Source organism: Pseudomonas sp. GW821-FHT09D08, from assembly GCF_059416305.1.
The window spans coordinates 12,119-38,081 of sequence record NZ_JBWKOX010000024.1; the positions used below are offsets into that span (position 1 = coordinate 12,119).

At 56.7% G+C, this 25,963-nt stretch carries 19 protein-coding genes, 1 tRNA gene and 2 pseudogenes; 15 read left to right on the forward strand and 7 right to left on the reverse strand.

The window, feature by feature from the left end; genetic code table 11:
• Positions 1 to 15 precede the first annotated feature (15 nt).
• The 6 genes from AC07OP_RS27700 (at position 16) to AC07OP_RS27725 (ending at position 7,384) form a co-directional block, all read left to right on the forward strand.
• Positions 16 to 2,169: a type I secretion system permease/ATPase gene (locus AC07OP_RS27700; RefSeq protein WP_065941139.1), complete on the forward strand. Its 2,154-nt coding sequence runs from the start codon at positions 16 to 18 to the stop codon at positions 2,167 to 2,169.
• A complete protein-coding gene (locus AC07OP_RS27705) occupies positions 2,159 to 3,535 on the forward strand; it encodes an HlyD family type I secretion periplasmic adaptor subunit (RefSeq protein ID WP_495102929.1) in 1,377 nt (458 codons plus the stop codon). Before AC07OP_RS27700 ends, AC07OP_RS27705 begins: the two co-directional genes overlap by 11 nt.
• 121 nt (positions 3,536 to 3,656) lie before the next feature.
• Positions 3,657 to 3,732, forward strand: a tRNA-Thr gene (locus AC07OP_RS27710).
• 164 nt (positions 3,733 to 3,896) lie between these two features.
• A complete protein-coding gene (locus AC07OP_RS27715; RefSeq protein ID WP_495102928.1) occupies positions 3,897 to 5,225 on the forward strand; it encodes a tyrosine-type recombinase/integrase in 1,329 nt (442 codons plus the stop codon).
• A 906-nt stretch (positions 5,226 to 6,131) separates the two neighbouring features.
• On the forward strand, positions 6,132 to 7,112 hold the full coding sequence (locus AC07OP_RS27720; RefSeq protein WP_495102927.1) for an integrase domain-containing protein: 981 nt from the start codon (positions 6,132 to 6,134) through the stop codon (positions 7,110 to 7,112).
• Entirely contained in the window at positions 7,109 to 7,384 is a 276-nt protein-coding gene (locus tag AC07OP_RS27725; protein WP_495102926.1) for a hypothetical protein, read from the forward strand. The genes AC07OP_RS27720 and AC07OP_RS27725 overlap by 4 nt, the downstream gene beginning before the upstream one ends.
• Before the next feature lie 63 nt (positions 7,385 to 7,447).
• On the opposite strand, the gene AC07OP_RS27730 is transcribed toward AC07OP_RS27725, so the two are convergent.
• Both AC07OP_RS27730 and AC07OP_RS27735 read right to left on the reverse strand, forming a co-directional pair.
• Complete coding sequence (locus AC07OP_RS27730; protein ID WP_495102925.1) at positions 7,448 to 8,347, reverse strand: ImmA/IrrE family metallo-endopeptidase; 900 nt, start codon at positions 8,345 to 8,347, stop codon at positions 7,448 to 7,450.
• A gap of 2 nt (positions 8,348 to 8,349) precedes the next feature.
• Complete coding sequence (locus tag AC07OP_RS27735) at positions 8,350 to 8,673, reverse strand: helix-turn-helix domain-containing protein (RefSeq protein ID WP_079301519.1); 324 nt, start codon at positions 8,671 to 8,673, stop codon at positions 8,350 to 8,352.
• A gap of 144 nt (positions 8,674 to 8,817) precedes the next feature.
• On the opposite strand from AC07OP_RS27735, the gene AC07OP_RS27740 reads away from it, so the two are divergent.
• The 3 genes from AC07OP_RS27740 to AC07OP_RS27750 are packed head-to-tail and all read left to right on the forward strand — an operon-like array spanning position 8,818 to position 11,642.
• Positions 8,818 to 9,927 carry a multiubiquitin domain-containing protein gene (locus tag AC07OP_RS27740; protein WP_495102924.1) on the forward strand — a complete coding sequence of 370 codons (1,110 nt, stop codon included), beginning with the start codon at positions 8,818 to 8,820 and terminating at the stop codon, positions 9,925 to 9,927.
• Positions 9,924 to 11,300: a ThiF family adenylyltransferase gene (locus AC07OP_RS27745; protein ID WP_079301517.1), complete on the forward strand. Its 1,377-nt coding sequence runs from the start codon at positions 9,924 to 9,926 to the stop codon at positions 11,298 to 11,300. The genes AC07OP_RS27740 and AC07OP_RS27745 overlap by 4 nt, the downstream gene beginning before the upstream one ends.
• Positions 11,301 to 11,642 carry a ubiquitination-like system serine protease family protein gene (locus tag AC07OP_RS27750; protein ID WP_079301516.1) on the forward strand — a complete coding sequence of 114 codons (342 nt, stop codon included), beginning with the start codon at positions 11,301 to 11,303 and terminating at the stop codon, positions 11,640 to 11,642.
• Positions 11,643 to 11,772: 130 nt separating this feature from the next.
• Here the strand turns inward: AC07OP_RS27750 and AC07OP_RS27755 are convergent, their stop codons facing one another.
• Both AC07OP_RS27755 and AC07OP_RS27760 read right to left on the reverse strand, forming a co-directional pair.
• Positions 11,773 to 13,473: a hypothetical protein gene (locus AC07OP_RS27755; protein WP_495102923.1), complete on the reverse strand. Its 1,701-nt coding sequence runs from the start codon at positions 13,471 to 13,473 to the stop codon at positions 11,773 to 11,775.
• Positions 13,470 to 14,588, reverse strand: a complete 1,119-nt coding sequence (locus AC07OP_RS27760; RefSeq protein WP_079301514.1) for a protein kinase domain-containing protein — start codon at positions 14,586 to 14,588, stop codon at positions 13,470 to 13,472. Before AC07OP_RS27760 ends, AC07OP_RS27755 begins: the two co-directional genes overlap by 4 nt.
• Before the next feature lie 674 nt (positions 14,589 to 15,262).
• Here AC07OP_RS27760 and AC07OP_RS27765 point away from each other — a divergent pair.
• Positions 15,263 to 15,478: pseudogene (locus AC07OP_RS27765) on the forward strand (CopG family ribbon-helix-helix protein); the annotation flags it as partial.
• Positions 15,479 to 15,750: 272 nt separating this feature from the next.
• Here AC07OP_RS27765 and AC07OP_RS27770 read toward each other — a convergent pair.
• Together AC07OP_RS27770 and AC07OP_RS27775 are read right to left on the reverse strand one after the other, a co-directional pair.
• Positions 15,751 to 16,011, reverse strand: a complete 261-nt coding sequence (locus tag AC07OP_RS27770; protein WP_495102922.1) for a DUF6429 family protein — start codon at positions 16,009 to 16,011, stop codon at positions 15,751 to 15,753.
• 69 nt (positions 16,012 to 16,080) lie between these two features.
• Positions 16,081 to 16,389 (reverse strand): annotated as a pseudogene (locus AC07OP_RS27775) (IS66 family transposase); the annotation flags it as partial.
• Between the two features lie 103 nt (positions 16,390 to 16,492).
• Between AC07OP_RS27775 and AC07OP_RS27780 the strand changes: the two are divergent.
• The 5 genes from AC07OP_RS27780 to AC07OP_RS27800 all read left to right on the forward strand — a co-directional run bounded on the left by AC07OP_RS27780 (position 16,493) and on the right by AC07OP_RS27800 (position 24,406).
• Positions 16,493 to 16,999, forward strand: a complete 507-nt coding sequence (locus AC07OP_RS27780; RefSeq protein ID WP_115487885.1) for a sigma-70 family RNA polymerase sigma factor — start codon at positions 16,493 to 16,495, stop codon at positions 16,997 to 16,999.
• Positions 16,996 to 17,958, forward strand: a complete 963-nt coding sequence (locus AC07OP_RS27785) for a FecR domain-containing protein (RefSeq protein ID WP_495102921.1) — start codon at positions 16,996 to 16,998, stop codon at positions 17,956 to 17,958. Before AC07OP_RS27780 ends, AC07OP_RS27785 begins: the two co-directional genes overlap by 4 nt.
• 98 nt (positions 17,959 to 18,056) lie before the next feature.
• A complete protein-coding gene (locus tag AC07OP_RS27790; RefSeq protein ID WP_495102920.1) occupies positions 18,057 to 20,480 on the forward strand; it encodes a TonB-dependent siderophore receptor in 2,424 nt (807 codons plus the stop codon).
• Positions 20,481 to 20,817: 337 nt separating this feature from the next.
• Positions 20,818 to 21,975, forward strand: coding sequence for an AAA family ATPase (locus AC07OP_RS27795; protein WP_495102919.1), 1,158 nt, complete (start codon positions 20,818 to 20,820; stop codon positions 21,973 to 21,975).
• 301 nt (positions 21,976 to 22,276) lie between these two features.
• A complete protein-coding gene (locus AC07OP_RS27800) occupies positions 22,277 to 24,406 on the forward strand; it encodes a M48 family metallopeptidase (protein ID WP_495102918.1) in 2,130 nt (709 codons plus the stop codon).
• 73 nt (positions 24,407 to 24,479) lie between these two features.
• On the opposite strand, the gene AC07OP_RS27805 is transcribed toward AC07OP_RS27800, so the two are convergent.
• Positions 24,480 to 25,796 carry an OprD family porin gene (locus AC07OP_RS27805; protein ID WP_027605121.1) on the reverse strand — a complete coding sequence of 439 codons (1,317 nt, stop codon included), beginning with the start codon at positions 25,794 to 25,796 and terminating at the stop codon, positions 24,480 to 24,482.
• Between the last annotated feature and the right edge of the window lie 167 nt (positions 25,797 to 25,963).

Here is a 25,963-nt window from a genome sequence, read left to right on the forward strand (position 1 = left end):
TAAGAGAGAGTCAGCTTGGATTCTGAAATAGGTTTGGCGCAACTCAACCATGACCCGCGCACTCAGCATGACGACCCGTTGCTGGATGGGTTGTTGGCTCTCTGCTCACTGCATTACAAGCCTGCCAGCCGGGCCATGCTGACCACCGGCCTGCCCTTGGCCGGGCAGCGCCTGAGCCCAGACCTGCTGCCGCGTGCAGCCGCACGAGCAGGTTTGCAGGGACGTTTGCTGCAGCGCAAGCTGGAGCAGATCCCGTCCATCGCATTACCGGCCTTGCTGCTGTTAAAGGAAGGGCGCAGTGCGGTGCTGCTGGGATGGGAAGGCGATACCGCCCGCCTGTTGCTCAGCGAAAGTGACGGCGGCGAAGTCCAGGTCACCCGTGAGGTGTTGAGCCAGGATTACAGCGGCCGGGTGTTCTTCGCCCAACCGCAGCATAAATTTGATATCACCAGCGGCACGCTGATCCCGCGCGCACGCTCGTGGTTCAAGGACACGCTCAAACGTTCGCGCTGGCTCTACGCCGACGCCATCGCCGCGAGCCTGGTGATCAACCTGATCGCCCTGGCCGCACCGCTGTTTGTGATGAACGTGTACGACCGCGTGGTGCCGAACCAGGCCACCGCCACCCTGTGGGTGCTGGCTATCGGTATTTGCGGCGCCTACCTGTTCGACTTGTTGCTCAAGAGCATGCGCAGCCTGTGCCTGGACCTTGCGGGCAAGAAAACCGACCTGATCATTTCCGCGACGCTGTTCGAGCGCATCGTGGGCATGTCGATGAAAATGCGCCCGGCGCGCGTCGGCAGCTACGCCTCCAACATCCACGAGTTTCAGGGGATGCGCGACTTCCTCACCTCCCTGACCCTCACCAGCCTGATCGATTTGCCTTTTACCCTGATCATCCTCGCGGTGATCGCGCTGCTGGGCGGCCACCTGGTGTGGATTCCCATCGTCGCCTTCCCGCTGGCCCTGGGTATCGGCCATTTCCTGCAAAAACCCCTGACCGCGACACTCGAGCGCACCATGGCCCTGGGTGCCGAACGGCAGTCGAGCCTGATCGAAACCCTCGCCGGGCTGGATGCGGTAAAGGTCAACAACGCCGAAAGCGAACGTCAATACCAGTGGGAACAGACAATTGGCACCCTCAGCCGCCTGGAACTGCGGGTCAAGGTCTTGTCCGGCCTGGCGATGAACATCACGTTGCTGATCCAGCAAGTGGCGGGCGTGGCGATGATCATCTTCGGTGTGTACCAGATCATCGACGGCACCCTCAGCATGGGCGGCCTGGTGGCGTGCTACATGCTCAGCGGCCGCGCGCTTGGCCCGTTGGCCCAGCTGTCGGGCCTGCTCACCCGCTACCAGCAAGCCAAGGTGACGATGGTCTCGGTGGACCAGATGATGGAGCTCCCCCAGGAACGCAACTTCGACGAGCGCCCGCTCAGCCGCAAATCGCTGCAAGGTGCGATGACGTTCCGCGAGGTCGACTTCACCTACCCGAACCAGCAAACCCTGGCCCTGCGCGGCATCAACCTGAATGTTCGTCCCGGCGAGAAAATCGGCATCATCGGCCGCAGCGGCTCGGGCAAAAGCTCGCTGGCCAAGCTGCTGGTCGGCCTGTACCAGCCGGACTCCGGCTCGTTGCTGGTGGATGGCGTGGACATCCGCCAGATCGACGTCAGCGAATTGCGCCACAACATCGGCTACGTTGCCCAGGACATCCAACTGCTGGCCGGCACCTTGCGTGACAACCTGGTCTCAGGGGCGCGCTACGTGGACGATGAGATGGTGCTGCAAGCCGCAGAACTCGCCGGCGTGCATGAATTCGCCAGGCTGCACCCGCAAGGTTACGAACTGCAAGTGGGCGAGCGCGGGCAAAACCTCTCCGGCGGCCAGCGCCAGAACGTCGCCCTGGCGCGTGCGCTGCTGCTGAACCCGCCGATTCTGCTGCTGGACGAACCCACCAGCGCCATGGACAACACCGGTGAAGAGCGCTTGAAACAGCGCCTGCAGTCGGTTATCGAAAACAAGACGGTGATTCTCGTCACCCACCGCGCTTCGCTGTTGAGCCTGGTCGACCGCCTGTTGGTGATCGACCGTGGCCAGATCCTCGCAGACGGTCCAAAGGCGGCCGTTATGGAAGCGCTGAAAAAGGGGCAGATCAGTGTTGCTTAAGTCCGGCGCAGGCCGTTTGAAGGACGTCATCTTCCGCTATTTCAAGGGCCGCGACTCCCTCGATGACCAGCCACTGCCCGAGGTCGAAAAGGCCCTGATCGACGACGCACCCCGCATCGTGCGCCTGACCATCTGGGGCGTGATCGGCTTCTTCGTGTTCCTGCTGCTCTGGGCCCACTTCGCGATCATCGACGAAGTGACCAAGGGCGAAGGCAAGGCAATCCCCTCGTCGCGCATCCAGAAGATCCAGAACCTGGAAGGCGGCATCGTCGCGCAGATCTACGTGCATGAAGGGCAGATCGTCGAAGCCGGCGCGCCGCTGGTGCGCCTGGACGATACGCGATTTGCCTCCAACGTCGGCGAAACCGAAGCCGACCGCGTGGCCATGGAACTGCGCGTGGAACGCCTCAGCGCCGAGGTCGACAATCGACCGCTGAACATCACCGATGCCGCACGTAAAGCCGTGCCCAACCAGGCCTCGAACGAAGAGTCGCTGTACCTCAGCCGCCGCCAGCAGCTGGCAGACGAAATTGGCGGGCTGCAACAACAGCTGCTGCAACGCCAGCAGGAGCTACGTGAGTTCAGCTCCAAGCAGGACCAATACCGCAATAGCCTGAACCTGCTGCGCCAGGAAATCGGCATGTCCGAACCACTGGTACAGCAAGGCGCGATCTCGCCGGTAGAAGTGCTGCGCCTCAAACGCTCCGAGGTCGAAACCCGCGGCATGCTCGACGGCACAACCCTGGCCATCCCCCGCGCCCAGGCCGCCATCAACGAAGTGCAGCGCAAAATCGACGAGACCCGCGGCAAGTTTCGCAGCGAAGCCCTGGCTCAACTGAACGAAGCCCGCACCAACCTGAGCAAGGCCCAGGCCACCTCCAAAGGCTTGGAAGACCGCGTCAGCCGCACCATGGTCACCTCGCCCGTGCGCGGCATCGTCAAGCAGATGCTGGTCAACACCGTCGGCGGCGTGATCCAGCCCGGCAGCGACATGGCCGAAGTGGTGCCACTGGACGACACCCTGCTGGTGGAAGCGAAGATCCGCCCACAAGACATCGCCTTCCTGCACCCCGGCCAGGAAGCCATGATCAAATTCACCGCCTACGACTACACCATCTACGGTGGCCTCAAAGGCAAACTCGAGACAATCGGTGCCGACACCGTGATGGACGAAGAAAAGAAAAACACCTTCTACGTCATCAAGTTGCGCACCGACCGCAGCCACCTGGGCACCGATGAGAAACCGTTGCTGATCATCCCGGGCATGGTTGCCTCCGTGGACATCATCACGGGCAAGAAGAGCATCCTGAGCTACCTGCTCAAGCCGATCATCAAATCCCGCGCAGAGGCGATGCACGAGCGTTGATTTTTTGCTGGCGGCACGGAGAAATGCGGGGAGATGTGCGAAAACTTGGGTTTTCGCAAAAATAGTCAGATTTCAGGGGTTTACAGAACCTTGGCAGTCGCTATAATCGTCGCCCTAACACGCCGGTATAGCTCAGTTGGTAGAGCAACTGACTTGTAATCAGTAGGTCCCGGGTTCGACTCCTGGTGCCGGCACCACATTAGGCTCCATTGCATTCCACCGAATGCTCTGGAAGCCCCGAAAACCCGCCCTTTGGCGGGTTTTTTCGTTCCAGGACCCTCTGTCGGGATCCAACAAAATCCCCCTTCCCCGAGGGTATGTTAGGGGTACTGCGATTTCCCGATCAGGAGCGCGTACCCCTATGCCACGTCTAGCTATCCCTCTCAGCGACCTGCAATGCCGCACGGCCAAAACCCGCGAACGCGCCTACAAACTGTTCGACGGCGGAGGCATGTACCTTTTCGTCAAACCCAATGGCGTGAAGACCTGGCGCTTGAAGTACACCAAGCCCAGCGGCAAGGAAGGCACGCTCATCATCGGAAATTACCCCATCGTTACCCTTTCCGTCGCACGACGTAAGCGAGACGAAGCCAAGGCGTTGCTGCTAGACAACCTCGATCCAATGGAAGAAAAGAAGAAGGCCAAGATCGTAGCCCAGCGGGCGGCACTGCTTTTCGAAACCGTTGCCCTGGAGTGGCACGCCGATATGTCCCGCCGCTGGACCGAAGGACACGCAAAAACCGTGATGAGCCGACTGCGTACCCACGTCTTCCCGCTGATCGGCCAACGACCCATCGCTGAACTCGATACCCATGACCTGCTAGAGATCACCCAGCGCATCAAGGAACGCGGCACCATGGATGTGGCGTTAAGGGTACAGAACTACTTATCCACCATCATGCGCGGGGCCAAAAGGGCTCGGCAGATCACCATGAATCCTGCACTGGATCTGGCAGGCTCGATTCACGCGCCGCGCGCAGTCCATCGCCCGGCCCTCTCCCTCAACCGCCTACCCGAACTGCTGCACCGTATCGACAACTACAACGGCCGCGAGCTGACGCGCCTTGCCGTGCTGCTGACTCTGCATGTGTTCGTCCGCTCCAGCGAGTTGCGCTTCGCTCGATGGAGTGAGTTCGACTTCCAACGCGCCATGTGGGAAATCCCCGATACGCGCACACCGATTGAAGGGGTACGCAACTCCACACGAGGGACCAAGATGAACGGCGACATTCAAATGGTCCCACTCTCGCCGCAGGTCATCGAAATACTGGAGCGCCTGCGCAGCCTCAGTCGCTTTTCAGAGTTGGTGCTACCGGGCGACCACAAGTACTGGAAGCCCATGTCCGAGAACACGGTGAACACCATGCTCCGCAACGTCGGCTATGACACCAGCAAGGACGTGTGCGGCCACGGCTTCAGGACCATGGCCTGTAGCGCCCTGCTGGAGTCCGGGTTATGGACCGACGCAGCCATCGAACGGCAAATGAGTCATAAGGAGCGCAACCGCGTGCGCGCCGCCTATATCCACAAGGCCGAATTTCTGGAACAGCGCAGGCTGATCATGGCGTGGTGGAGCAACTACATCGACGCCAACCGCCATGGGCATGTGACGCCCCACGAATTCGCTCACCCAGTCGGCGACAACATCACCACCCTACAAAATAGCCGTGGCGCATCCAAACGTGGATAAGCCAATGAGATCACCGCAGTCCGCCCTTCCACGCGGGTCCATCCAGACAGGGCTGCAAAGCCGCCCTGTCTGGATGGACCTCACTTAAAAAATCTAAAGCCCACGCGAATTGTCTGTGGAAAACCACCGATTTCCACCGGTGGATAATTTCATCCACAGCCGCAGAGTTCCCGAAAATTCGAGCCTTGACCCGAATTATCCACAGGCGTAGAAAAGATCGGGCAAAGCGCTGTCGTTGACAGCAACCCAGGTAGCCAGAACCTTTAAGGCTACGCCACACCGTGGCGGTTCTCCCAAAGTGCGATTAGCGTCCGGCGGCTCGCACGGTCACTCACCGAGTGATGGATGCCTACTTCAGATCGTTGCCATTGCGGCAAATACATCCCCCTATCCAGCTGCCCTGCAGCAACCTTTCCGCTTGGCCATTTCACTGCGCCAACCTGCGCCCGTCTCTTTCTCCCGGAAAGAGACGGGCGCTCCTACCGTTGCTGCAGCCCAACTCGTACAAGGCTTTTAGGCATTCCCCCTCGTGACAATCGGCGTGACAAACACCGAAGTCACCAGCAACAGCGATGCAGATGATGGTGCCGCAGCCAAAGGAGTTGACTGCACCTGACTGACAGTCAGGCATGCCCCGGTCATCGCATCACTGCTTTTACCTGACTCAGGATCTCGCGGCGTTGGTTTCGTCAGCCGATGCAGCCCCCACCCGCCCGCTTCCTCGGAAGTGTTCAGGAGGCCAGATCATGAGATGCCCAAGCTCCCGGTCGTAAAGAGCCGCCCGTCCCGCGTTAGTGGACAACCCTCACAGGTCGCAGGGGCCTTGATCCCTGATAACACTCAACATTCTTGGCGGGATGACGTGGGGAAAGGCTTCAAAGGTTTGACTTGAAGAGGAGTTCGATTATGGGATTGGTGGGTAGGCGAGATGGGCGCAATTTTGGCTATGGCCGGCAACTGAGCTATGCAGGACCGCTGGCATTGAAAGACTTGTTTGGCGGTGGGCATTACGCGACGGTCAAGGCGCACAGTGATCGCTGGCTGGCGTTTGTACGCTGGTGTCGGTCAGAGGAAGGGCCGGGGTTCAATGATGCGCGGCAGATAGATCGGCAGACGTTGTTGGATTACGTCAGCCATCTCCGAAACCAAGTCGAACAAGGTGCGCTAGCCATCGCGACCGCGCAAAACCGGTTGTCCAGCGTCAACCGAACCCTCGCTGCGCTTCGCGGTGATCAGTATGTGAAAGTGCCGAATCAGAGTGAGGCGTTGGGAATGCGGCGCACCAATGTTCGTTGCTCGGTTCCGCAAGGCCAAGACCGCGAACAGGTAAAGCGGATCGTGGACGTGCTTTGCGAACATCAGCTGCCGCGCGCCGGGGCCATCGTGCCGTTGGCGCGAACCACCGGCATGCGCATGCGCGAGGCCATTTTGGCCAACCTGCCCCGATTGCAACGTGAAGCAGAGCAACTTGGCAAAATCAACATCCAGGACGGCACCAAAGGTGGCCGTTCAGGCGCGTCAGCACCTCGCTGGATTACGGTAGATGATCATATTCTTGACGCACTGAGGCTTGCCGAACAGGTCTCGTTCGACGGTAGCTGCAACCTGCTCGCACCGAACGAAAGCTACCTCGATTTCTTGCAGGGAATCGTCCGCCCCGCACGGGATATCCTCCATCAGCACGACCTCAAAGGCTTCCACGAATTGCGGGCAGCCTATGCGTGCGAACGCTATGAGCAAATCACCCACCATCCCGCCCCCATCAACGGTGGCCATTGCTATCAACTCGACCGACGCCTGGATCAGGATGCACGAGCACAAATCAGCTATGAGCTGGGGCACGGTCGAATCGACGTGGTGTCGGCTTATATTGGTGGTCGCGCATGAACAAGCCATTCGATATGGAGCTGTTCCTGTCAGGCGTCCTGACCGGGTCGCATACCGCACGCAAACGCCACCTTCGTCAGGCGAAGGCTATCCAAATAGCGATCGCGGAGCGCTGGCAACGTGACAATCCATGGACTTGGCAGAGAAAACACCTTGCGTGGTTTTTGAATCACCACCTAAACCAGCACACTGAATCAACGCGCTATTACTATTTGCTGACCATGCAATTACTCACTCATCGCTTAGGAAAACCCTGGCGGTTCAACCGCTAAGCGAAGGTCAGAAAACTGCCCAGTGCGTGTAAAAACACAGGCACCGTTTTGAAGTCTGGGCGGCTAGCGTAACTCCGTTTCGCCATTGATCGTGGTAAGCGTTACGTTTGCCTTCTCGCTTGATATTAAGCGTGGAGCGTCTATTTCCGGCAGCAGCAAAATTCCGAGCGTAAAGCAGAATCCCTTGCCCTCTACTACAAACGCGTGCTCTTCCAAGATCATGTCATCTGGCTCCTGAGGAAACCAAGCTTTTGCTGGAAATGCTCCAGCGTGACCACCTGGCGTCCATAAGGAGTTCTGGAGAAGCGATCCCGCTGGGACCTCTATAGTTTCCTTTTTTGTAGCAAAATAAGCGCCTGAGCGAAACGCAGCCTTATTCGAAGATGCCCAGTCGAGGAAGCCATCCTTGGCGGCAACCACGATCACCCGGCCTCCCGCCAAATCCCGCCATTTCAGCGCCGCCGCGGTCAGGCTCACCCCGTACCGATTTGCGCAGTGCATCAGCAAGTCAACCGAAAACCGTTGAGAGTCGATTTGCTGCCGAAAATCATCAGCGGGCATCAACAACGCTGAGGAAAACGAGTCGGCTTCCGCTTCGATTTCACGCTCCAAAGCGTCGGTGCTCGACGCTGAGTTTTGAGAGCATTTGAACTCATCACGCCCGCTTCGGTGCATCAGGTAATGGCCAAACTCGTGAGCCAAAGTAAATCTAATCCTCCCCGGTGATTCGAGCTGATCGTTGTAGGCAATCATCCATTTAGAGCCAACCGAATTTCGTACAAGAAGCCCTTCAAAGCCAGGCAATGCGCAGGCTTTCACATCCGATATAGGGTCCGAAAATATCGAACCATAGATCTCTAACGCAACCGTCTTGACGTCAATGGGGAACAGGCAGTCCTTGGAGACGGCATGCCGGACATTTTCCCAGACATTGTTTGCATGGAAAGTTGGCTTGCCGTCCATTGTTAGGAGCCCTTCCGGAACACGTCTAGGAAGGCTTCGAGCTTGGCTTTGTCTTCGTCTTTCAGCTGTTTGTATTTCCGAAAAAACGCCTCATCCCGCACTGACTGATCGGGGGAGCCCGATTCCTCGTCCATAAGGTATTGCGCAGTCACGCCGAGCACTGCGGCAATCTTCGAGACCTTGTCTGCTGACGGGTTAGGTTTGTCCCGGTTCTCGAGTTCCCAGAGATAGCTTTTGCTGGATTCAGTCTCAGTTGCAAGGCGATCCAGCGACATACCTAACTCTCGACGCCTTTCATTGATTTTTTGGCCTAGGAAGGATGCCACGACATTTCACCTCTCATTATGGTTCGTCAAATATACCACTACACCGAACATTATCGTACCTGTTGACAGGCATAAAGATAGCAGGTAATAATTCCCCTGCGTTCGGCATACCGAACGATTAAATACCATTGTGGAGAACGAAACATGAACAACGATCACACTTTTGAACGTCCAAAACCTTCTGAATGCCAAGGTCCTACAATCGAGGTGGCTGACCAATATCTGCAATACCGCCAGGTTCGACTCGATGACCTTACGCCGACCGGCGCTCAGATCGCCGCAGCTGCCGGGTTTAAGCCTGATCAGCTTCCAGTAGTGCTGCGGGTACTGCCATCGGGGGCTCTGGAGGATATCCGCCCAGAGGAAACTGCGGAAATCACCGACGAGACCAACCGCTTTATCGTGGTTGAGTCTGATCGTAAATACCTGCTGGCTGTGGATGGTGCTCGTATCGAGTGGCCGTGCCGACACATTTCTGGCCACGCAATTCGCACCCTCGCGGATGTGGCACCAAATAAACTTTTGCTGCTGGAAAAAGAGGACGAAGCAGATTTAGAGGTCGAAGATACCCACTTCATCGACTTGGACAGCCCGGGAGTAGAACGCTTCATTACTCGAAAGGCCATCTGGAAGCTGAACATCCAGGGCGAGGTGTACGAATTCAGCACCCCGACCGTACCTGTTCGCGAGGCAATGTTGAAGGCCGGCTTGGACCCCAACCTGATCTGGCAAATCTTCCTCATGGTCAAAGATATGCCCAAACAATCGATGACTGTCAGCGACAGCATCGACCTGCGGGCGCCTGGCATCGAGAAGCTCCGCTTGACTCAAAAAGATGTATCCAATGGAGAGGCGGCGCCGCCACTTCGCCGCGACTTCAAATTGCTTCCGCGTGACGAGCAGTATTTGGATGCTGTTGGTCATAGCTGGGAAACCCAAGTAACCAAAGAAAATGGGCGCTGGCTGGTGATCCAGGGATACTCCTTGCCTCCAGGCTTCTCCGAGCAGACTGTCCAACTGGCACTGAACATTCCTGCGGGTTACCCATCCACCATGCTAGACATGTTCTATGTCTACCCAGCCGTTCGTCTCGCCAACGGTGCTGGCATCCCTTCGACCGAAATAGTGGGCACACTCGACGGCGTCACGTTCCAGGGTTGGTCGCGTCACCGTCCCTGGAGTCCTGTCAGTGACAACGTAGTCACTCAGTTGGCAATGGCAGAAGGTTGTTTGCTTAAGGAGGTGGGACTGTGACAGCACAATCTCGACTCGTGCTAACGGACGTAATCCATACGTCACTCCGGGAACATCTGTTCCCGGGCGATGGGAAGGAAGCTGCAGCCATTTTGATCTGTACGCGCTCCCCTGGCACTGATCTAAAGCTTCTTTCGAAGAAACTCATCTTGGTGCCACATAACGAATGTTCGGTCCGCACACCTGACACCATCACTTGGCCTGGCGAATATCTGGAGATGGCCATCGATGACGCATCCCCGCAATCGCTTTCAATCATCTTGGTTCACTCGCACCCGGGCGGTCTGTTCGACTTTTCCTGGGTGGATGACGCGAGCGATGCCAGCACCATGGTCTCTCTCAGACAGGGCGTAGAGACGCTCCACGGCTCTGCAATCATGGTTCCCGGAGGCGCGATGCGTGCCCGGGTATATCATTCGGACTGTACCGTCGAGGAGATCGCAATGGTCACAGTGCCTGGTGATGACATTCAGTACTGGCCGGTGCAATCTGCAATAGGGAAACCGACGATGGCGTTCACATCCGACATGTCGGCAACGCTCAGCCAGTTAACTGCGGCAGTGATTGGCGTATCCGGTACTGGGTCGATAGTTGCAGAGCAATTGACCCGGCTTGGGTTCAAAAAAATCATCTTGGTCGACCACGACCATGTCGAGGAAAAAAACCTTAACCGGATAATTAACTCCACAATCGTGGACGCGAAATCTCGACGCGCGAAGGTCGATATGTTCGCCGATGTGGTCAGGCGTATTCGTGGGGCTGACATTGCACAACCAATTGACGCCTCCATTTTTTCAAGGGAAGCGGTATTGGCGGTAGCTAATGCTGATGTTCTATTCAGCTGTGTTGATACACACCAGGGCCGAATGGTCTGCGATCTTATGGCATCGAGCTTCCTGATTCCGCTGTTTGACGTCGGCGTGAAAATCCCTACCCGACTTTCACCTGCCGGCTTGCGCAAGATTCATGATGTGCAAGGGCGTGTGGACTACGTCAAACCCGGCGGGTCCACACTGAGTGACCGCAGAATCTTCACTCCAGAATCACTCTATGCAGAAGCCCTACTGAACACAGATACGGATGCCCACCGGGATCAAGTCGCACGCGGTTACATTGCAGGCATTCAAGAAGAAGCGCCATCGGTGATCACTTTGAACATGCGAGCCGCAAGTGCCTGCGTGAATGAATTCATCGCCCGCGCCTTCCCGTTTCGTGAAGAGAGCAATGTGAACTATGCACAGACGATGTTCACACTGTCCGGCTGCCTAGAGGAGTTCGAAGCGGAGTGCTCGTTTGAAAAACACCCCAATCCCCAGCTCGCGCAAGGCGGTGAGGAACCACTTTTGGGACTACCGGACCTGGGAGAACCCTAAATGAGCCTTCTCAAAACGCTCGTCCGCAGGTTTGTGCTCAAGATCGAGCCATTTCTCCCCCCGAGACGACTGATCGTCGTCCAGGGGGATGTCCTCCCGGCACAAATTCCGATCCGGTCGATTGTTCTTGTTCGGGACGGACAAGAGGACTGGTGCATAGGCCTGCAATGCCCCTGCGGTTGCGGGAACACCATTGAACTACTCATCATCGACGAAGCGCAGCCACGGTGGGACTACAGTGTTAACGCCTCAGGCCTCCCGTCTGTTCAACCGTCTGTGTGGCGGAACAGTGGCTGTCGTTCACACTTTTGGCTCAGGAAAGGGCGTATCCAGTGGGTGTAGTGAGTTTTTATCTAGGAATGGTTTGGAAACATTAGCTATTTCACTTTGTTACAAGATGAACGCTGGATCATTCAAACCATACATTCCACTCGAATATTGATTAAAACCAAGTCAATTCATACTGCGGCCTTTAGCGTTTTGGTGGTTTTCGACTGTCATCGGCATTATCGGTGAATTGATTAAGACTTTCGATTCGCGAAAAACTTTTAGGGAGCCAAAACTTCGACAGTGCTGCGTCGACACTTAGCGTGCGATTTTCTACATCGGTACTCGGAGACTGGGCTGCCTGCATCGCCCTAGTGCTTTCAGATCTAAACTTATCGCGCCAAGTTCCGGGGAGACTACTGAGCCTAACGATTTTATCCAAATAGTACTCTCCACCTGGCGTCGCGCTGGATGACTTGCCTAAAAGCGCTAGCTTCGTTCTTGACATAACCTCATGCGCCCAATCCGAATCACATATCAATGCTTCACGAAGGTAATTAACCAACAGCAGAATGATGAACTCGGGAGCACTTTTCTCGTAAATACGCGCAGCCTCTTCATATCGCTTCCGCCCCCTCTCGTTATCCCCAAGACGGTATTCAAGCATCCCCAGATTCGCTAAGGCGTGCGCTGAGATGCTCCAATCATCGCTGGCCACCATATTATTTAGGTCTCGGTAGGCTTGCTCAACTTCGACCAAGATGACAGCTGATGGTTCAGTGAGGTTGGTCTTAGCTATCCACGCGAATATTTGATTAAGTTTCAGCGTCGCATTTTGAGGGTTGGCAATCAGCCCCTTATTGGCGACAAGGGCTACAAGCTCATAATGGTCGAGTAGCGAGGCTAGATAGGAGGCCGCGATAGCTGGACCGGTGGAATAAGGCTCCTGTTCGTACCATGCCATCGCGTACCCCAGAGCAAGGGGTATCTCCTGATTACTGTAAGCTTCCCAATACTGCGCCTCATATGCCACAAGCTGAGTATTTAGAGGAATCTGAATAAGTTTCTTAAGGCCGGAACTTCTTTCCGCCCACTTTGCCTGCGCGAGAGAGTTCTGATTTGGCTCAACCAATGATTGCTTAAAAAGCTTTTTTGCCTTTTTTTCAGCTCCATTGATTAGCTCAAGAGTACCAAAAGAGCTAGCCAATTCAGAGGTATGCGTTGGCTTTATATTTGACTCCAGCAATCGTTTACCAACCGATAGAAGCTTAGATTGCTTTTCAGCTTTGCGAGAGACAGCCATTTCTGTAGCCACCAGCCAAGGGTCCGACTTTACGTGTTCATTTTTTAACAGTACATGATGCGCTCTGTCAGGCTCTCCAAAATGAACAAACACACGCGACGCGACTCGCGTTATCCATCGGTGATTTACACCTGCATGCAGAGCACCAAGCATAGCTTTAATCGATTTATCTTTCTCCCCGAGAATTGCATACTCACGAGACAAGTCTGCCCAGGCCAGTGGGTTGTTCGGGGAGCTTGCTAAAAGTTTCTTTAGCTTCGATACGGGATGGCCTAACAGTGGATTAGGCGTTACCTCTGGCGACTCTAAGGCTTGTTTAATAAGCCCAGCGAGGCTCGGGGGTACAAAACCTTCCTCATTTAAATAGGATGCAGCTAAATAGGCCGACGCCCGATCATTTTCAATAATCGCAACATTGAGGAGCTCTACTGCAATACCGATAGTTCTATGACTCTCAAACTCCAAGAGTATCCCGGCGGTTGTTTCCATCGGTAAAAAAATCTTATTGGTTTTTTTTATCGACTTAAGCTCGGGTAGATTAGCCGCTTGCTTGGATGTCACCCATGCAGGCAATACATCCCTCTCGCTGTCAAATAATTTCACAATTTGGTCTCGCCAGAAGTTTTCTTGGCCATCTTACGCGCCTCAATGATCGCTTTGAAACCAAGTCTATCTAATTGAGATACAAACCTGTTAATACCTAGGTCCAGGGTTTGAGCACTCATCGTCTTACGGGATCCACGCTCGCTGTATGCTGGAGTGCCGCACTGACGAATAATGTCAATTATTTCTCCTCCCAACCAATTAGGAAGTTGCTGCTCCCACTCCAGGAGTACTTCTTCAAATACTTGAACTAGGTAAGGTAGCGCATCCACATAAGAAGTATGGTCGCCCTCCCAAGCCGCAGGAATGAGCGCTACCGGCAGCCGGTCTCTGAAAACCGAGTTCAAACTTGTATTAAAGAACAAAAAACTTATAAGTGAAGCAAACTGATAGAGGTCACAGCGCTGACGCCTGTCTTTCCAGTTATCAAGTGAATGGCCGTATAGCTGCTCAGGAGGTGCATACGCATAGTCTCCGGCAATATCATACAAATCATTTGAACTTCTAACATCCTGCTTGCTAGCTCTTCCCAAATCGCCTATTTTGGCGGTTGCGCCACCAAATATCATGACATTAGATGGCTTTAGATCTTGATGAGCAATCTGAGCACCATGCAACTGAATTAGCCCGGAGGCAACATCCCTCAGGTAGTAGAGTTTCACCGACAGGTCGACGTACTCTGATTTACCTATGTAATTTCTTATGTCCCCCCCGTCCGCCAATTCCATAATCATGTATGGTACTGCACTGAATTGTTCACCAGCCAGTGGCGGGAGGTTTACTTGGCCGTGGGCTAGGATTTTCACTATGCGCTTCATATTTTTATCAGCACATATTGAATGAAGCTTAGTCTCAAACTCATATGCTTGAAGATGGGCCAACAGCATGGTGGTAAAAACCTGGCCAGCAGCAACTGCTTCATTAATTGGTGTGAGTATATCGAATGCCTTGAGAAAAGCGTTACGATCTCCATTGGAGACTTCATAGGAAAATGAGAAAAACCCCCCTGACCCACCGTTTCGGCGCCCGGTAGGGATCATTTTACCTACCTGCCAACCATCACTCAAAGCCATACCCGCTAGCCGTGCCGCCGGATTTACGTACGCCGTGCTCATCGTTGACTTCCCTATCGTGCGTGTCGCATCAAGTTATATCGCATACTAGCTGTTTTCGCTTCCAGAGAAGGAAGGCTTTCCACTCAAGGCTCCCCGCCCTCGTTACCAGTAAGACGATGCTTGGCACCTCTCTTAAATGTCGTAGATGGGTCGGTTACTGCCAGCATCGGGGGTAGAGGTGTCAACGCGCTAGGGCTGGTTGCTGAGTTATTTCTCTTTCTGATGTTCTAGCGTCCGCTGTTGGCAGTTTTCTGCCTATCGTGAACGACTGGTTATGGCCGATTCTGTTGAAAGTCGACTGCAGCGCTGAATTACTTGCAGACCGACACCGTGCTGACATCTAAAAAATCCCGAATTCGATTCCACCGAACGCCATAACTAGCTGATTTATTTATAGTTACTAGTTGGGGTACGCCGAATTTTCCAGCGAACTCCAGACGCCCGAAAAACCTGGTCTCGCCGAAACATACCGTTCGTCTGGTGCCGCACCATACAAAACAAAGCCCTCACAGAAATGTGAGGGCTTTGTTGTTTCTGGGTTAATACAACCCAGTCGCTCGCCTGTAAATCCTTCCCCAAACCGACAAATCGCTATTGGTGGCCGACTACCAGCCGAAGCATAACGTCCGCATACCATGTACACAGCGCATACAGAACACGTGTGGAACAGCGTTATGGCAGCCTCTCCCGTTCTGTCTTTCCGAGTAAAGCCCGAACTTGTCAGCGAGTTGGATCAACTGGCGCCGGCGACCGACCGAGATCGTCAATACCTCCCTGCAGCGGGCTTTGAGCCGCTACGTGACCTCTGAGTGCTGGCATTTAAAGCCGTGCAGGAAGACATTGCAGATACTGATGCCGGCAACGCCACTGATTGGGAATTGGGGGAGGCAGCCGTCTTCCACATTCTCAACAGCCTGGAATGCTGGAGCGTTTCCCTCATGCAGGGAAAGCGTCTCCAGTGCCCGATTGCCGGGAGCTGGTTATCACCGCGTATCCGTATCGAGCGACCTCTAGTTTGCAAGGTGACCGCGAAGCGCACCACAGCACCAAGCCCCGAAACTCGGGGCTTGGTGCTATTTGGCGTTTGAATGAATATCGGCAACTGCAAGAAAATAAGTATGCGATCCATAAACCCGACCTATCGTATGGCCGTAGTATGAAGTCAGGTATCCAAGTCAGATTCATGCTCCACCTGGGTTCTTACCCCAAATAACCGGTCGGCTATCTGCCGGCCTCGCTCCAGCCCTTCAGCCGTCAACCAAATCGATTTGTTCTTGTTCACCGGATTACTGATGAACCCATTTTCATGCAATCGGTTCATGGTCTCGAAGTCGAACCCTTTCCAAGCATTGCCGTTATCAAAACTGAAGGTTGCCAACAGGGCAAGCACGGCTTCTTCAATCAGTTTATCGTCGTATTCCATGATCGTTACTCCGCTCGTATTCTTTGAACTCACCGTAAACCCCACCAGCCATCAAGATGAATAGCGCGCTTAACTATGCGTCATCGGCGAGCAGTTCCAGGACAGTAAAGCTTCGTAATCCTCAACCGAAGAAGCCGTCGGCAGGCGTTCAAGTGCGTGACGCAGCCACGCATAGGGCTCTTGGCCGTTGGCTTTAGCCGTCTCGACCAAACTGTAAAGTTGAGCGCTGGCCGTCCCGCCTTTGGGCGTGTCGCTGAACAGCCAATTCTTGCGCCCGATCACGAAGGGCCGGATCGCACGCTCGGCGGCGTTGTTGTCGATCGGCAAGTAACCGGCTTCGGTGTAGCGCACCCACTTGCTCCAGTTGTTGCTCAGATATGGACGAAGAATTCCACCCCATCAAACAGGTGTAAACACTGTACAACCATGCGCCCGATCAATACGATGAGAAGCATTATCATTCACGCAGTGCGAGCCTCACATGCAGGATGCCAGCCCAACATCGTCCGTCGAACAGTTGTACGAGAATCATCACGGCTGGCTGCAGGGCTGGCTGAACCGGCGGTTGGGGCACAGTGCCGATGCCGAGGATCTGGCCCACGACACGTTTATCCGTGTGCTGCGCGCCCCTCAGCAGGTGCGCGAGTTGCGCCAGCCCATGGCGTTTCTCGCGGCGATTGCCAATGGACTGCTGATCAATCGCTGGCGCCGCCAGGAGATCGAGCGGGCTTATCTTGAAGCGTTGGCTGCTCGGCCCGAAGGGGGGGAATCGTCACCCGAGGACCGGTATCTGGTGATCGAAACCTTGTTGCAGCTCGACTCGCTGTTGATTGGGCTCTCTGAGCGCATACGGCAGATTTTCTTCATGTCCCAGCTCGACGGCCTGACGTACCCGCAGATCGCTGCGCAGTTGGGTTTGACTGTGGCTCAAGTGCAACGGGCCATGGGCAAGGCATTCAGTGTGTGCTATGCGAGCCGTTTCGAATGAAGGCCGAGATTAATCCGCAGGTGCGCGATATCGCCATTGATTGGCTTGTCAGGACGCAGTCCGGGCTTATGAGTGCGCCTGATCTGGAAGCATTGCAGTGTTGGCGCGAGGCGAGCGATGAGCATGAGCAGGCCTGGCAACGTGTCGCCAGCTTGCCGCTGTTGCAGCAGCCCGGAGCGAATCTTTTGCGCGACGCCACCGCGCGCAGGGCACTGGCGTCGGCTGGGCCGGACATGCAGAAACGTCGGCAGTTACTCAAGCGCCTGTTGGTCCTTGGTGCTGTTGGCACAGTTGCCTGGCAAGGCGCGGGTTCCACGCCAGTGCGCGCCGCGCTGGCGAACCACCGCACAGGAACAGGCGAGCGTCGCCAGTGGACCCTGGTGGATGGCAGCTCGCTATGGCTGAACACGGCCAGTGCGGTGGACCTGGATTTTAATGAGCAGGTGCGGCGCATCCAGATGATAGAGGGCGAGCTGGCCTTGAATGTGCGAGCAGAATCGCGCCCGCTGCAGTTGATCACGCCAGACGCGATCCTGCAGAGCCGCGACGCGCAGTTGCAAGTGCGCCATGACCGGCAGGGCACGCAGGTCACCGTCGTGGGCGGCCAGGTGCAGGTGCACTCACGCGGCCAGCCAACGTCCTCTTCACTTGAGGCCGGATGGCAGGCACGCGTGGATCGCCTGGGTATCGGCGTACCGAGCCGCCCCGACCTGCTGGTCGCCCAGGCCTGGCTGCGCGGGATTCTGCCGGCGGATCGCCTGCGCCTGGATGCCTTGGTGGCGGAACTCTCACGTTATCGTCCCGGTGTTTTACGTTGTCACGAGCAGGTCTCAGGGTTACGCCTCACGGGCAGTTTTTCGCTGGATGACACCGACGCAGCCTTGACCCTGGTAGCGCGCACGCTGCCGGTGCGAATCGAGCGCATGACGCGGTATTGGGTCTCGATCGTGCCCGCCTGAAATATTTTTTCCGCTGCACGATAGTTTTTTCGTACTCGCTTGGCCTATAGGGATCACCCACCCGCCAGAGGTGGGTCTTGACCCCTTAGGAGCCCCGTATGACTTCACCTTCCCGCGCCCTGCGTGCCCGTACGCTTGGGCTGTTGTTGCTCAGCGTGCAACCGCTTTGCAGCCTTCCAGTCTTTGCCGCGGGTAGTTCGCAGCATTACAGCATCGACGCTGGCCCCCTGGATTCTGCGCTGTCACGTTTCGGCGCACAGGCAGGGATTACCATGGCGGGCAGCTCAACGCTGACGGCCGGCAAGAAAACCCAGGGGCTGCAAGGCGATTTCAGTACTGAGGCCGGCCTGACGCAGCTCTTGCTCGGCTCGGGGCTGACCTATGAGCGCCAGGACGACGGTAGCCTGCTGCTGGTACCGAGCAACGGCGACGTGTTGGAGTTAGCGCCGACTGCGATCAGTGGCACCGCATACGACACCTCGTTGGGCCGCAACGATGGCCTGGTCGCCAGCCGGACCATGAGTGCCAACAAGACCGATACGTCGATCATGGAAACGCCGCAATCGATCAGCGTGGTCACCCGTAAGCAGATCGATGCCCAGCAGCCGCAAAGCATCGGGCAGGTGCTGCGCTACACGGCGGGGGTCAATGGTGAAGCCAACGGTGTCGATACCCGGCGCGACACGATTAGTATTCGTGGCTTTGACGCGACGACTGGCGGTGGTATCTATCGCGATGGCCTGCGCCAGTACAGCTTTGCCAACCAGAGCCGTGCCGTGGGTGAAGTCTATGGGCTGGAGCGCGTGGAAGTGCTGCGCGGGCCATCGTCGGTGCTCTACGGGCAAAGCTCGCCGGGCGGCATGGTCAACGTGATCAGCAAGCGTCCCACCGATGAGCCGCTGCATGAACTGGTGGCGCAGGCAGGCAGTTTTGATCGCAAGCAATTGGCTGCGGACTTCGGCGGGCCGCTTAGCGAGGACGGCGTCTTGACTTATCGCCTCACCGGGCTGTGGCGAGACAGCGGTACGCAAATCGACTACGCCCGTGATGACCGTCAATTCATCGCCCCTGCAATCAGTTGGCGCCCCTCGGACGACACCTCGCTGACGGTGCTGGCGTCCTTTCAAAAAGACCGCAATGTGCTGGGCTACTACGCGTTGCCACGGGTCGGCACCCTCGACAGCTCGCGTTACGGACGGATCGCTACGGATCGTTTTGTCGGCGACCCTGACTTCGACAAGTACGATGTAGAACAGTGGTCACTGGGGTATCAGTTTGAACATCACCTCAATGATATCTGGACATTCCGCCAGAACGCCCGTTACAGCCGTTCCTACCAGGAACAGCGCACTATTTACCAATACGGCCTGGATGACGACCAGCGCACCGTGGGCCGCTTCGGTTATCTGGGCCACGAAAAGGTGAAGAATGCCCTGCTCGATAACCACTTCCAGGCCCAGTGGAACGCCGGCCGTTTCGAACATACAACGCTGGTCGGTATCGATTTGCAACACGCCAGTACCAACCAGTTGGGGGGTGGCAACGTGGTTGATCCGCTGGATATCTATACGCCGGTCTATCACCAGGATTACAGCGACCTGGACGCCTTTTACGACATCAACCAGCGTCGTCAGCTAGACCAGGCGGGTGTGTATCTCTCGGAACAGCTCAAGTTCGACGAACATTGGGTCTTCAACCTGGGCGGTCGCCAAGACTGGGCACGCTCGAAAACGGTCCATTACGCCACCGATACGGCGGCAGACCTCAAGCAGCGCGATCACGCCTTCACGTGGCGGACCGGTGTGATGTACCTGGCGGACAACGGCCTGGCGCCCTACGCGAGCTATTCGGAGTCGTTTTTCCCTAACATCACGGCGGTGGCGCGTGACGGCAGTGCCTTCGAACCCGAAACCGGCCGCCAGTACGAAGTCGGGATCAAATTCCAGCCCAAGGGCAGTGACAGCTACGTGACCGTCTCGCTGTTCGACCTGACGCGGCAAAACGTACTGACTGCCGATCCTGCCAACAATCGTTTCTCGGTGGCGACCGGAGAAATCCAGTCGCGCGGTATCGAACTGGAAAGCAAGGCGCAGGTGTCCGATGCGCTGGAGTTGATGGCCAACTACAGCTATTCACACCTTGAAATTACCCGCAGCACTACGGCCGATGAGAAAGGCAATCAACCTGGCAATACCCCTGAACAACTGGCCTCGCTCTGGTCGCAATACACCATTCAGGGCGGCGCGCTATCGGGCTTGGCGATAGGGGGAGGAGTACGCTATGTCGGCAAGAGCTATATCGACTCGCAAAACAGCGAAGGCATCCCCCACTACACGCTGTTTGACGCCAGCCTGAGCTACGACCTGGGCAAGCTGTCTTCATCCTATGCAGGGGCGAAGCTGGCGCTCAATGCGTCCAACCTGACCGACGAAACCTATGTCTCCCAGTGTGGTTACACCGGCGACAGCTGCAAATACGGGTATCGCCGAAATGTGACCGGGTCGGTGAGTTACAACTGGTAAGCACCCCCTTGGCGACCGGATCGGCACGTAGCGCAATTGCCAGACAAAACCGCTTTCGTACTCGATATTTCAACAGCGTCGGCCGATAGAGGGCGTTGACAGCGGACTGCTTTCGGCAGCCTGCTGCCTGCTGCCACGGCAGCTTTTGGCGGATTCCTGCCTATTCTCTACGGAAGGGATGATCGACAACGTTTATTCATCCTCGATCATCCCCTCCACGCCTCACCTCGCCTCCTGTTGAATCACCTCTTTTCGCGCCAAAGCTCCGGATTTCATCCTTTATGCCAAATTATGTATTGGCAATAATTATGGCGTATCCATAAAAAGGGATAATTGCATGAGCAGCATATTTCAGCGCCCTGAACTGGCTGAATCGAAGGCAAACCAGCTTCTCAATCCAGGCGTATTAGATGAAGGTCTACGCTCGGGTCTTTTTCTGTCTGGCCTGCGCCGTACAGGTAAAACGACCTTCCTGCGCAACGACCTCATCCCCGCCCTGGAAGCAGCAGGCGCATTGGTGATTTATGTCGACCTCTGGAGCAACACGCTGGCCAACCCGGCAACGCTCGTGCACAACGCCATCCACAAGACCCTGAAAGAACTGCAAACACCGGGCTCTTCAATCCTGGAAACGCTCAAGCGAGTCAGCAATGTCGATCTGGGCGCAGCAGGATTCAAGTTCGGTTTCAAACTCGACAGCATCGGCAACGCCGACGGCCCCACATTGGCGCAAGCACTCGCAGAGGTCGTCGACCAAGCGAAGACCGATCTCGTGCTGATCATCGACGAGGTGCAACATGCCATTTCCTCCGACGACGGCAACCAACTGCTCCTGGCCCTCAAGGCTGCTCGTGATGCAATCAACCCGCGCCCGAATACGCCGGGCTACTTCCTCTTTATCGGCACAGGCTCCCACAGAGCCCAGGTAAGCGAGCTGACCGCCAAACGCAACCAAGCGTTTTCCGGCGCGACATCGGCCGCGTATCCACTGCTGAAGGGTGACTACGTTGAATTCCTGCTCAACCGACTGGCAATGACGGTGAAGAAGGAAAAGCTCCCCTCACTTGAAGCCGCTGTCGAAGCCTTCAATACCCTGGGCAATCGACCCGAGGAAATGCTCAAGGCATTGCGTCAGCTACTGCAACAGGGCGGTGATCCTGATCTTTTCCTCCCCGTGATTGCCAGCACCTTACGCTCAGCGGCGGCAAGTATTGAGCTTGAAAAAGTCGAACAGTTGGGCAGCCTGGCTCAGGCGATTTTCAACAAGATCGCAGCTACGGAAGGCAACGCTCGGGGGATTTTCTCTACCGATGCAGCAGCGGAATATTCAAAGACGGTAGGTCGCGAAGTGCGGGTTGAAGAGATTCAACCCGTGGTGATTGCGCTGGTGGCGGAGAACATCATCATGCGGCGAGGGCATGGGATTTATGCGATTACGGATCAGTTTGTTCAGGAGATTTGGTTGGAGGAGCGTGCGTTGATTGAGGGGCGGTAGGGACAAGCAATAAATTTTCCACCTTAGTCACATGCTTGGACTTTGTAGGTCCGCTATTGATGATGTGGTGAAGGTGTTGGAGTCGCCTGGGAATACCGGGCTGTAAGTAGGGCTGTGAAGCGGCCCCAAAACCAGGCGCTTAGTAAAATCTCAGTGCCTTTATTGGGGCTGCTGCGCAGCCCGGCGCGGGGCAAGCCCGCTCACCACAGAGTTGTGTGCCCGCATTTGAGGGTGGTGTAGATACCCAGGGGCGTTTTTTTCGGTATAAACCTGAACATCCCTGCGTCGTGAACGGACTCCCATGAACGCCCTCAAACTGATCTGCCTCCTCATCGTTTTTCCGCTGTTGCTGGCCGCCCTCGGTGGCTGGGAGCGTCAGCGTGCTGACGAAACCACCACGGCGCTGGTCGATTACCACATCACGGTGACTACCGCTAAACAGCAACTCCAGGCGCTGGCGGCTAAGGAGCCGACGGCGACGGTCGATCTGGTCGATGAAAGAATCAGCGTGCAGATGGCCCTCTCGCGCCTGGAAAAAATCGAAGCCGAGCTGCCCATTGCCCACCGCGTGAACAGTGCGATGCGGGTCCTGGCGCCGTGGGTGATGGGCTTGGGTCTGTTGGCGGCGTTGATTGGTGCGGCTGCGTTGGCAGGTACGTACTGGGCCGGGCGGCGGGCACGGCACTCACGGGAGAGGTTGTTGCAAGTGTTCTCCCTGGGCAGCCGCCTGTTGCCCTACGTGCTGGTGGGCCATGTGGTGGCGGTGGCGGCGGCCGTCGCGTTGGCGTTGAGTTTCGAAGGCTTGGGGATGTGGCATATCGGCCGGCTGGGCAGTGGCGAAGTCAAGCTGATGGCGGTGCTGGGGGTGATCGCGGCGTTCTGTGTGTATTCGATCTGGCAGTTGCTCAGACAGCTGCGCCCTATGCTGGGGATGTTCAAGCCCGAGCCGCTGGAGATGTTCGGCCAGGTGGTGACGCCCGTGCTGGCTCCAGGGTTGTGGCGCCATGTGGACGAGCTGGCGGGTCGGCTCGGTGCGCTGCCACCGGACCACATCGTGATGAGCCTGGCCCAGGGCTTTTACGTGACCTCCAGCGCGGCCACTGTGCAACCGGCGAATACTTTGCTGCAGGGGCGCACCTTGCATGTGCCGTTGCTGTATCTGGGCCTGCTGAGCCGTGAAGAAATCAGCGCGGTGATCGGCCATGAGCTGGCGCACTTTGTGGGGCAGGACACGGAATACAGCCTGCGCTTTTTACCGATCTACGATGGGGTCAATCGCAGCCTCGAAGCGCTATTGAACACGATGCTGACCAGCGATTTTATCCAGGGACGGCTGATGCGGCCGTCGTTCATGTTCGGTGTGTTTTTCATGCAGCGCTTTGATGACGCGGTGAACCACTGGAGCCGTGAGCGTGAATTGCTGGCGGACGCTGCCGGCGCGCAGTTGGCGGGCCCTGCGGCGGCGGCTTCGGCGTTGTTGCGGGTGTCGGTGGTGCAGCCGCACGTTGAGGATGCCTTGTTGGCGTTGTGTGAAGCAGGCGCGGCTACCGATCTGCCCGACGCCGTATTCGCGAGCTTGCGTGAGTGTGAATTGCAACCATCAGCCGAAGCCCTGGAGATTCATCAATCCCATCCCACCGACTCCCACCCCTCCAATGGCGAACGCCTGCAGGCGCTGCACGTGCCACTGGACGATACCCTGCGCAGCGCCACCCGCGAGGTGGATAGCGACGTAGCGAATGCGCAGATGGATGCCTATTTCAGTGCCCCCCAGGCAGTGCGCGAGCAGCTGTCTCGCGACGTGATGGACGTGGCGGTGTCGGAGAACAGCGCGCACACCCAGCTGCTGGAAACCTTGGCCGCTTCGGCCGAGGGTGAGCGTAGCCTGCATGAAGGCGGCCAGTGGCGCGGGGTACTGATGGCGGTGTCGGGCCTGCCCTTTGTGCTGGCGGCCCTGTTTATCCTGAGTCGAGTCTGGCTCGCCCCGGAGCGTTTGAAAGGCACGCCGCTGTCGACAGTCGGTGCGGGCGCGTGTCTTGGCCTTATCGGGCTGGGCCTGCTGTGGCTGGGCATCCGTCGATTCAAGCGTGCGCCGCAGACCGCGTTGCGCCTGACGCCGGAGCATTTTGTGTTCAATAACCTGGCGCAACCGCTGCCCATCGAACATATCGAGGAGATCACGTTGCAGTTTGTCCAGGGCATCTGGGTAACCGTTCAACTGACGCCCGAGGCGCCGTTACCCGTAATGCGCAAGACCGCGTTCGGCGTACCCGGCGTGCGGGTCAACAAGAAGAAACGCCAGGTGCTGCTGCTGATGGCACAGCTGTGTATCGACAATAAAAAGATCGATCCCTATGAGGGGTTGTCCTTGATGCTCGACTACAAGAATGCAGCGTTGGCGCGCAAGATTTTGCAGAGCCGCGAGGACTGATGCGCGCCCATAAAAAAACCCCGAACCAGTCGGGGTTTTTTATCGCCTGGAATCAGGCGCGACATGCGATCACTTAGAAAACGTTGATCGGGTAGTCGGCGAACAGACGGATTTCGTTACCGCCTACGTTGTACTTGTCGGCATTGCTGGAAACGCGCAACCAGGACGCACGAGCACGCAGGCTCAGGTCTTTGGCCGGGCCGCTTTGGACGACGTATTTGAACTGGTTGAAGATCTCGCGCTCGGTGCCATTGCCACGGTTGGAACCGTCGTCAATGTTGGTGCCGCGCACGTAGGCCACGTTGTAGGTCAGGCCAGGCACGCCGAAGGTGCTGAAGTCCAGGCCGTAGCCGGCTTGCCAGGAGCGCTCGTCCTTGCCGTTGAAGTCGGACCAGTAGGAGTTGGCCAGCAGGATGGTGTTGCCACCGTCGCCGATGCCGCCAGCGTTGCGGTAGCCGCCGTACAGGTAGCCGGTGTCGCCCGTGCTGCGCTGGTGAGCGACGGTGAAGCTGTGCGGGCCGACAGCCCATGTGGCGCCCAGGCTCCAGATCTTGTTGTCGCGAGCGTCTTCGCTGCCTTGGTTTTCCAGGGCGAAGCTCTTGTCCAGCTTGGTCTTGTAGCCATTGAAGTCAAAGGTCAGCGACTGTTTCTCTGGCAGGGCCAGCACGTAGTTGACGTTGACGTATTGCTTCTTCAGCACGTCTTGCATGTCGGAGGCGTACAGCGCGGCCGACAGGTTTTCGGTGAATTTGTAGCTGCCACCGACGTAGTCGATGCTTTTCAGACGGCCGCTGTCAGTACCTTCGGCGCTCTTGCGAGCTTCCTTGGTGAAGTGACCGGCGTCGAGTTGCAGGCCGGCGATCTCTTTGGAGACGATCGACGTACCCGTGAACGTTTCGGACAGCAGACGGGAGTTGTCGTAGGCCAGGACCGGAACGTTAGGGAACTGATCACCGTACTTGAGCACCGTGTTGGAGACGCGGAACTTGACCGCTGCGCCGCCTTTGGCCAGGTCGTGTGGTGCCGAGCCAGGGTTTGCCGAGCCATCTGGGTTGGTGGTGCCATTACCCTGTTTGAAGAAGTCGATACCCCCCGCACCGGCGCGACCTTGGCCACCGTCCAGACGGATAGCATATTGGCCAATCACATCCACACCCACACCAACGGTGCCTTGGGTGAAGCCGGACTCGAACTTGCCGATGAAGCCTTGGCCCCATTCGGCTTTGTCTTGCTTGCCGTTTTTGTAGTCGCGGCTGATGTAGGCGTTACGGGCTGCGATGTTCAGGTGGCTGTCTTCAACGAAACCCTTGGATTGCTCCTGGTCGTTTGCCATTGCTGTCGATGCGCTCAAAATCCCCAGAGCGATCAGACTCATCCGTTGCTTCAACATTTTTTTGTATTCCTTATTACGGGTTGAGTACGCGCGATGACACCAGGCTCCATGTCGCTTTTCTGGTGTCGACTTTTTCCGAAAAAAGAAGGCCCGCGGACGACTGAACATGCCGCGGGCCTTTTCTTATTGGATGAGTCATGGCGGTTAGCCACAGGCGTTGGGCG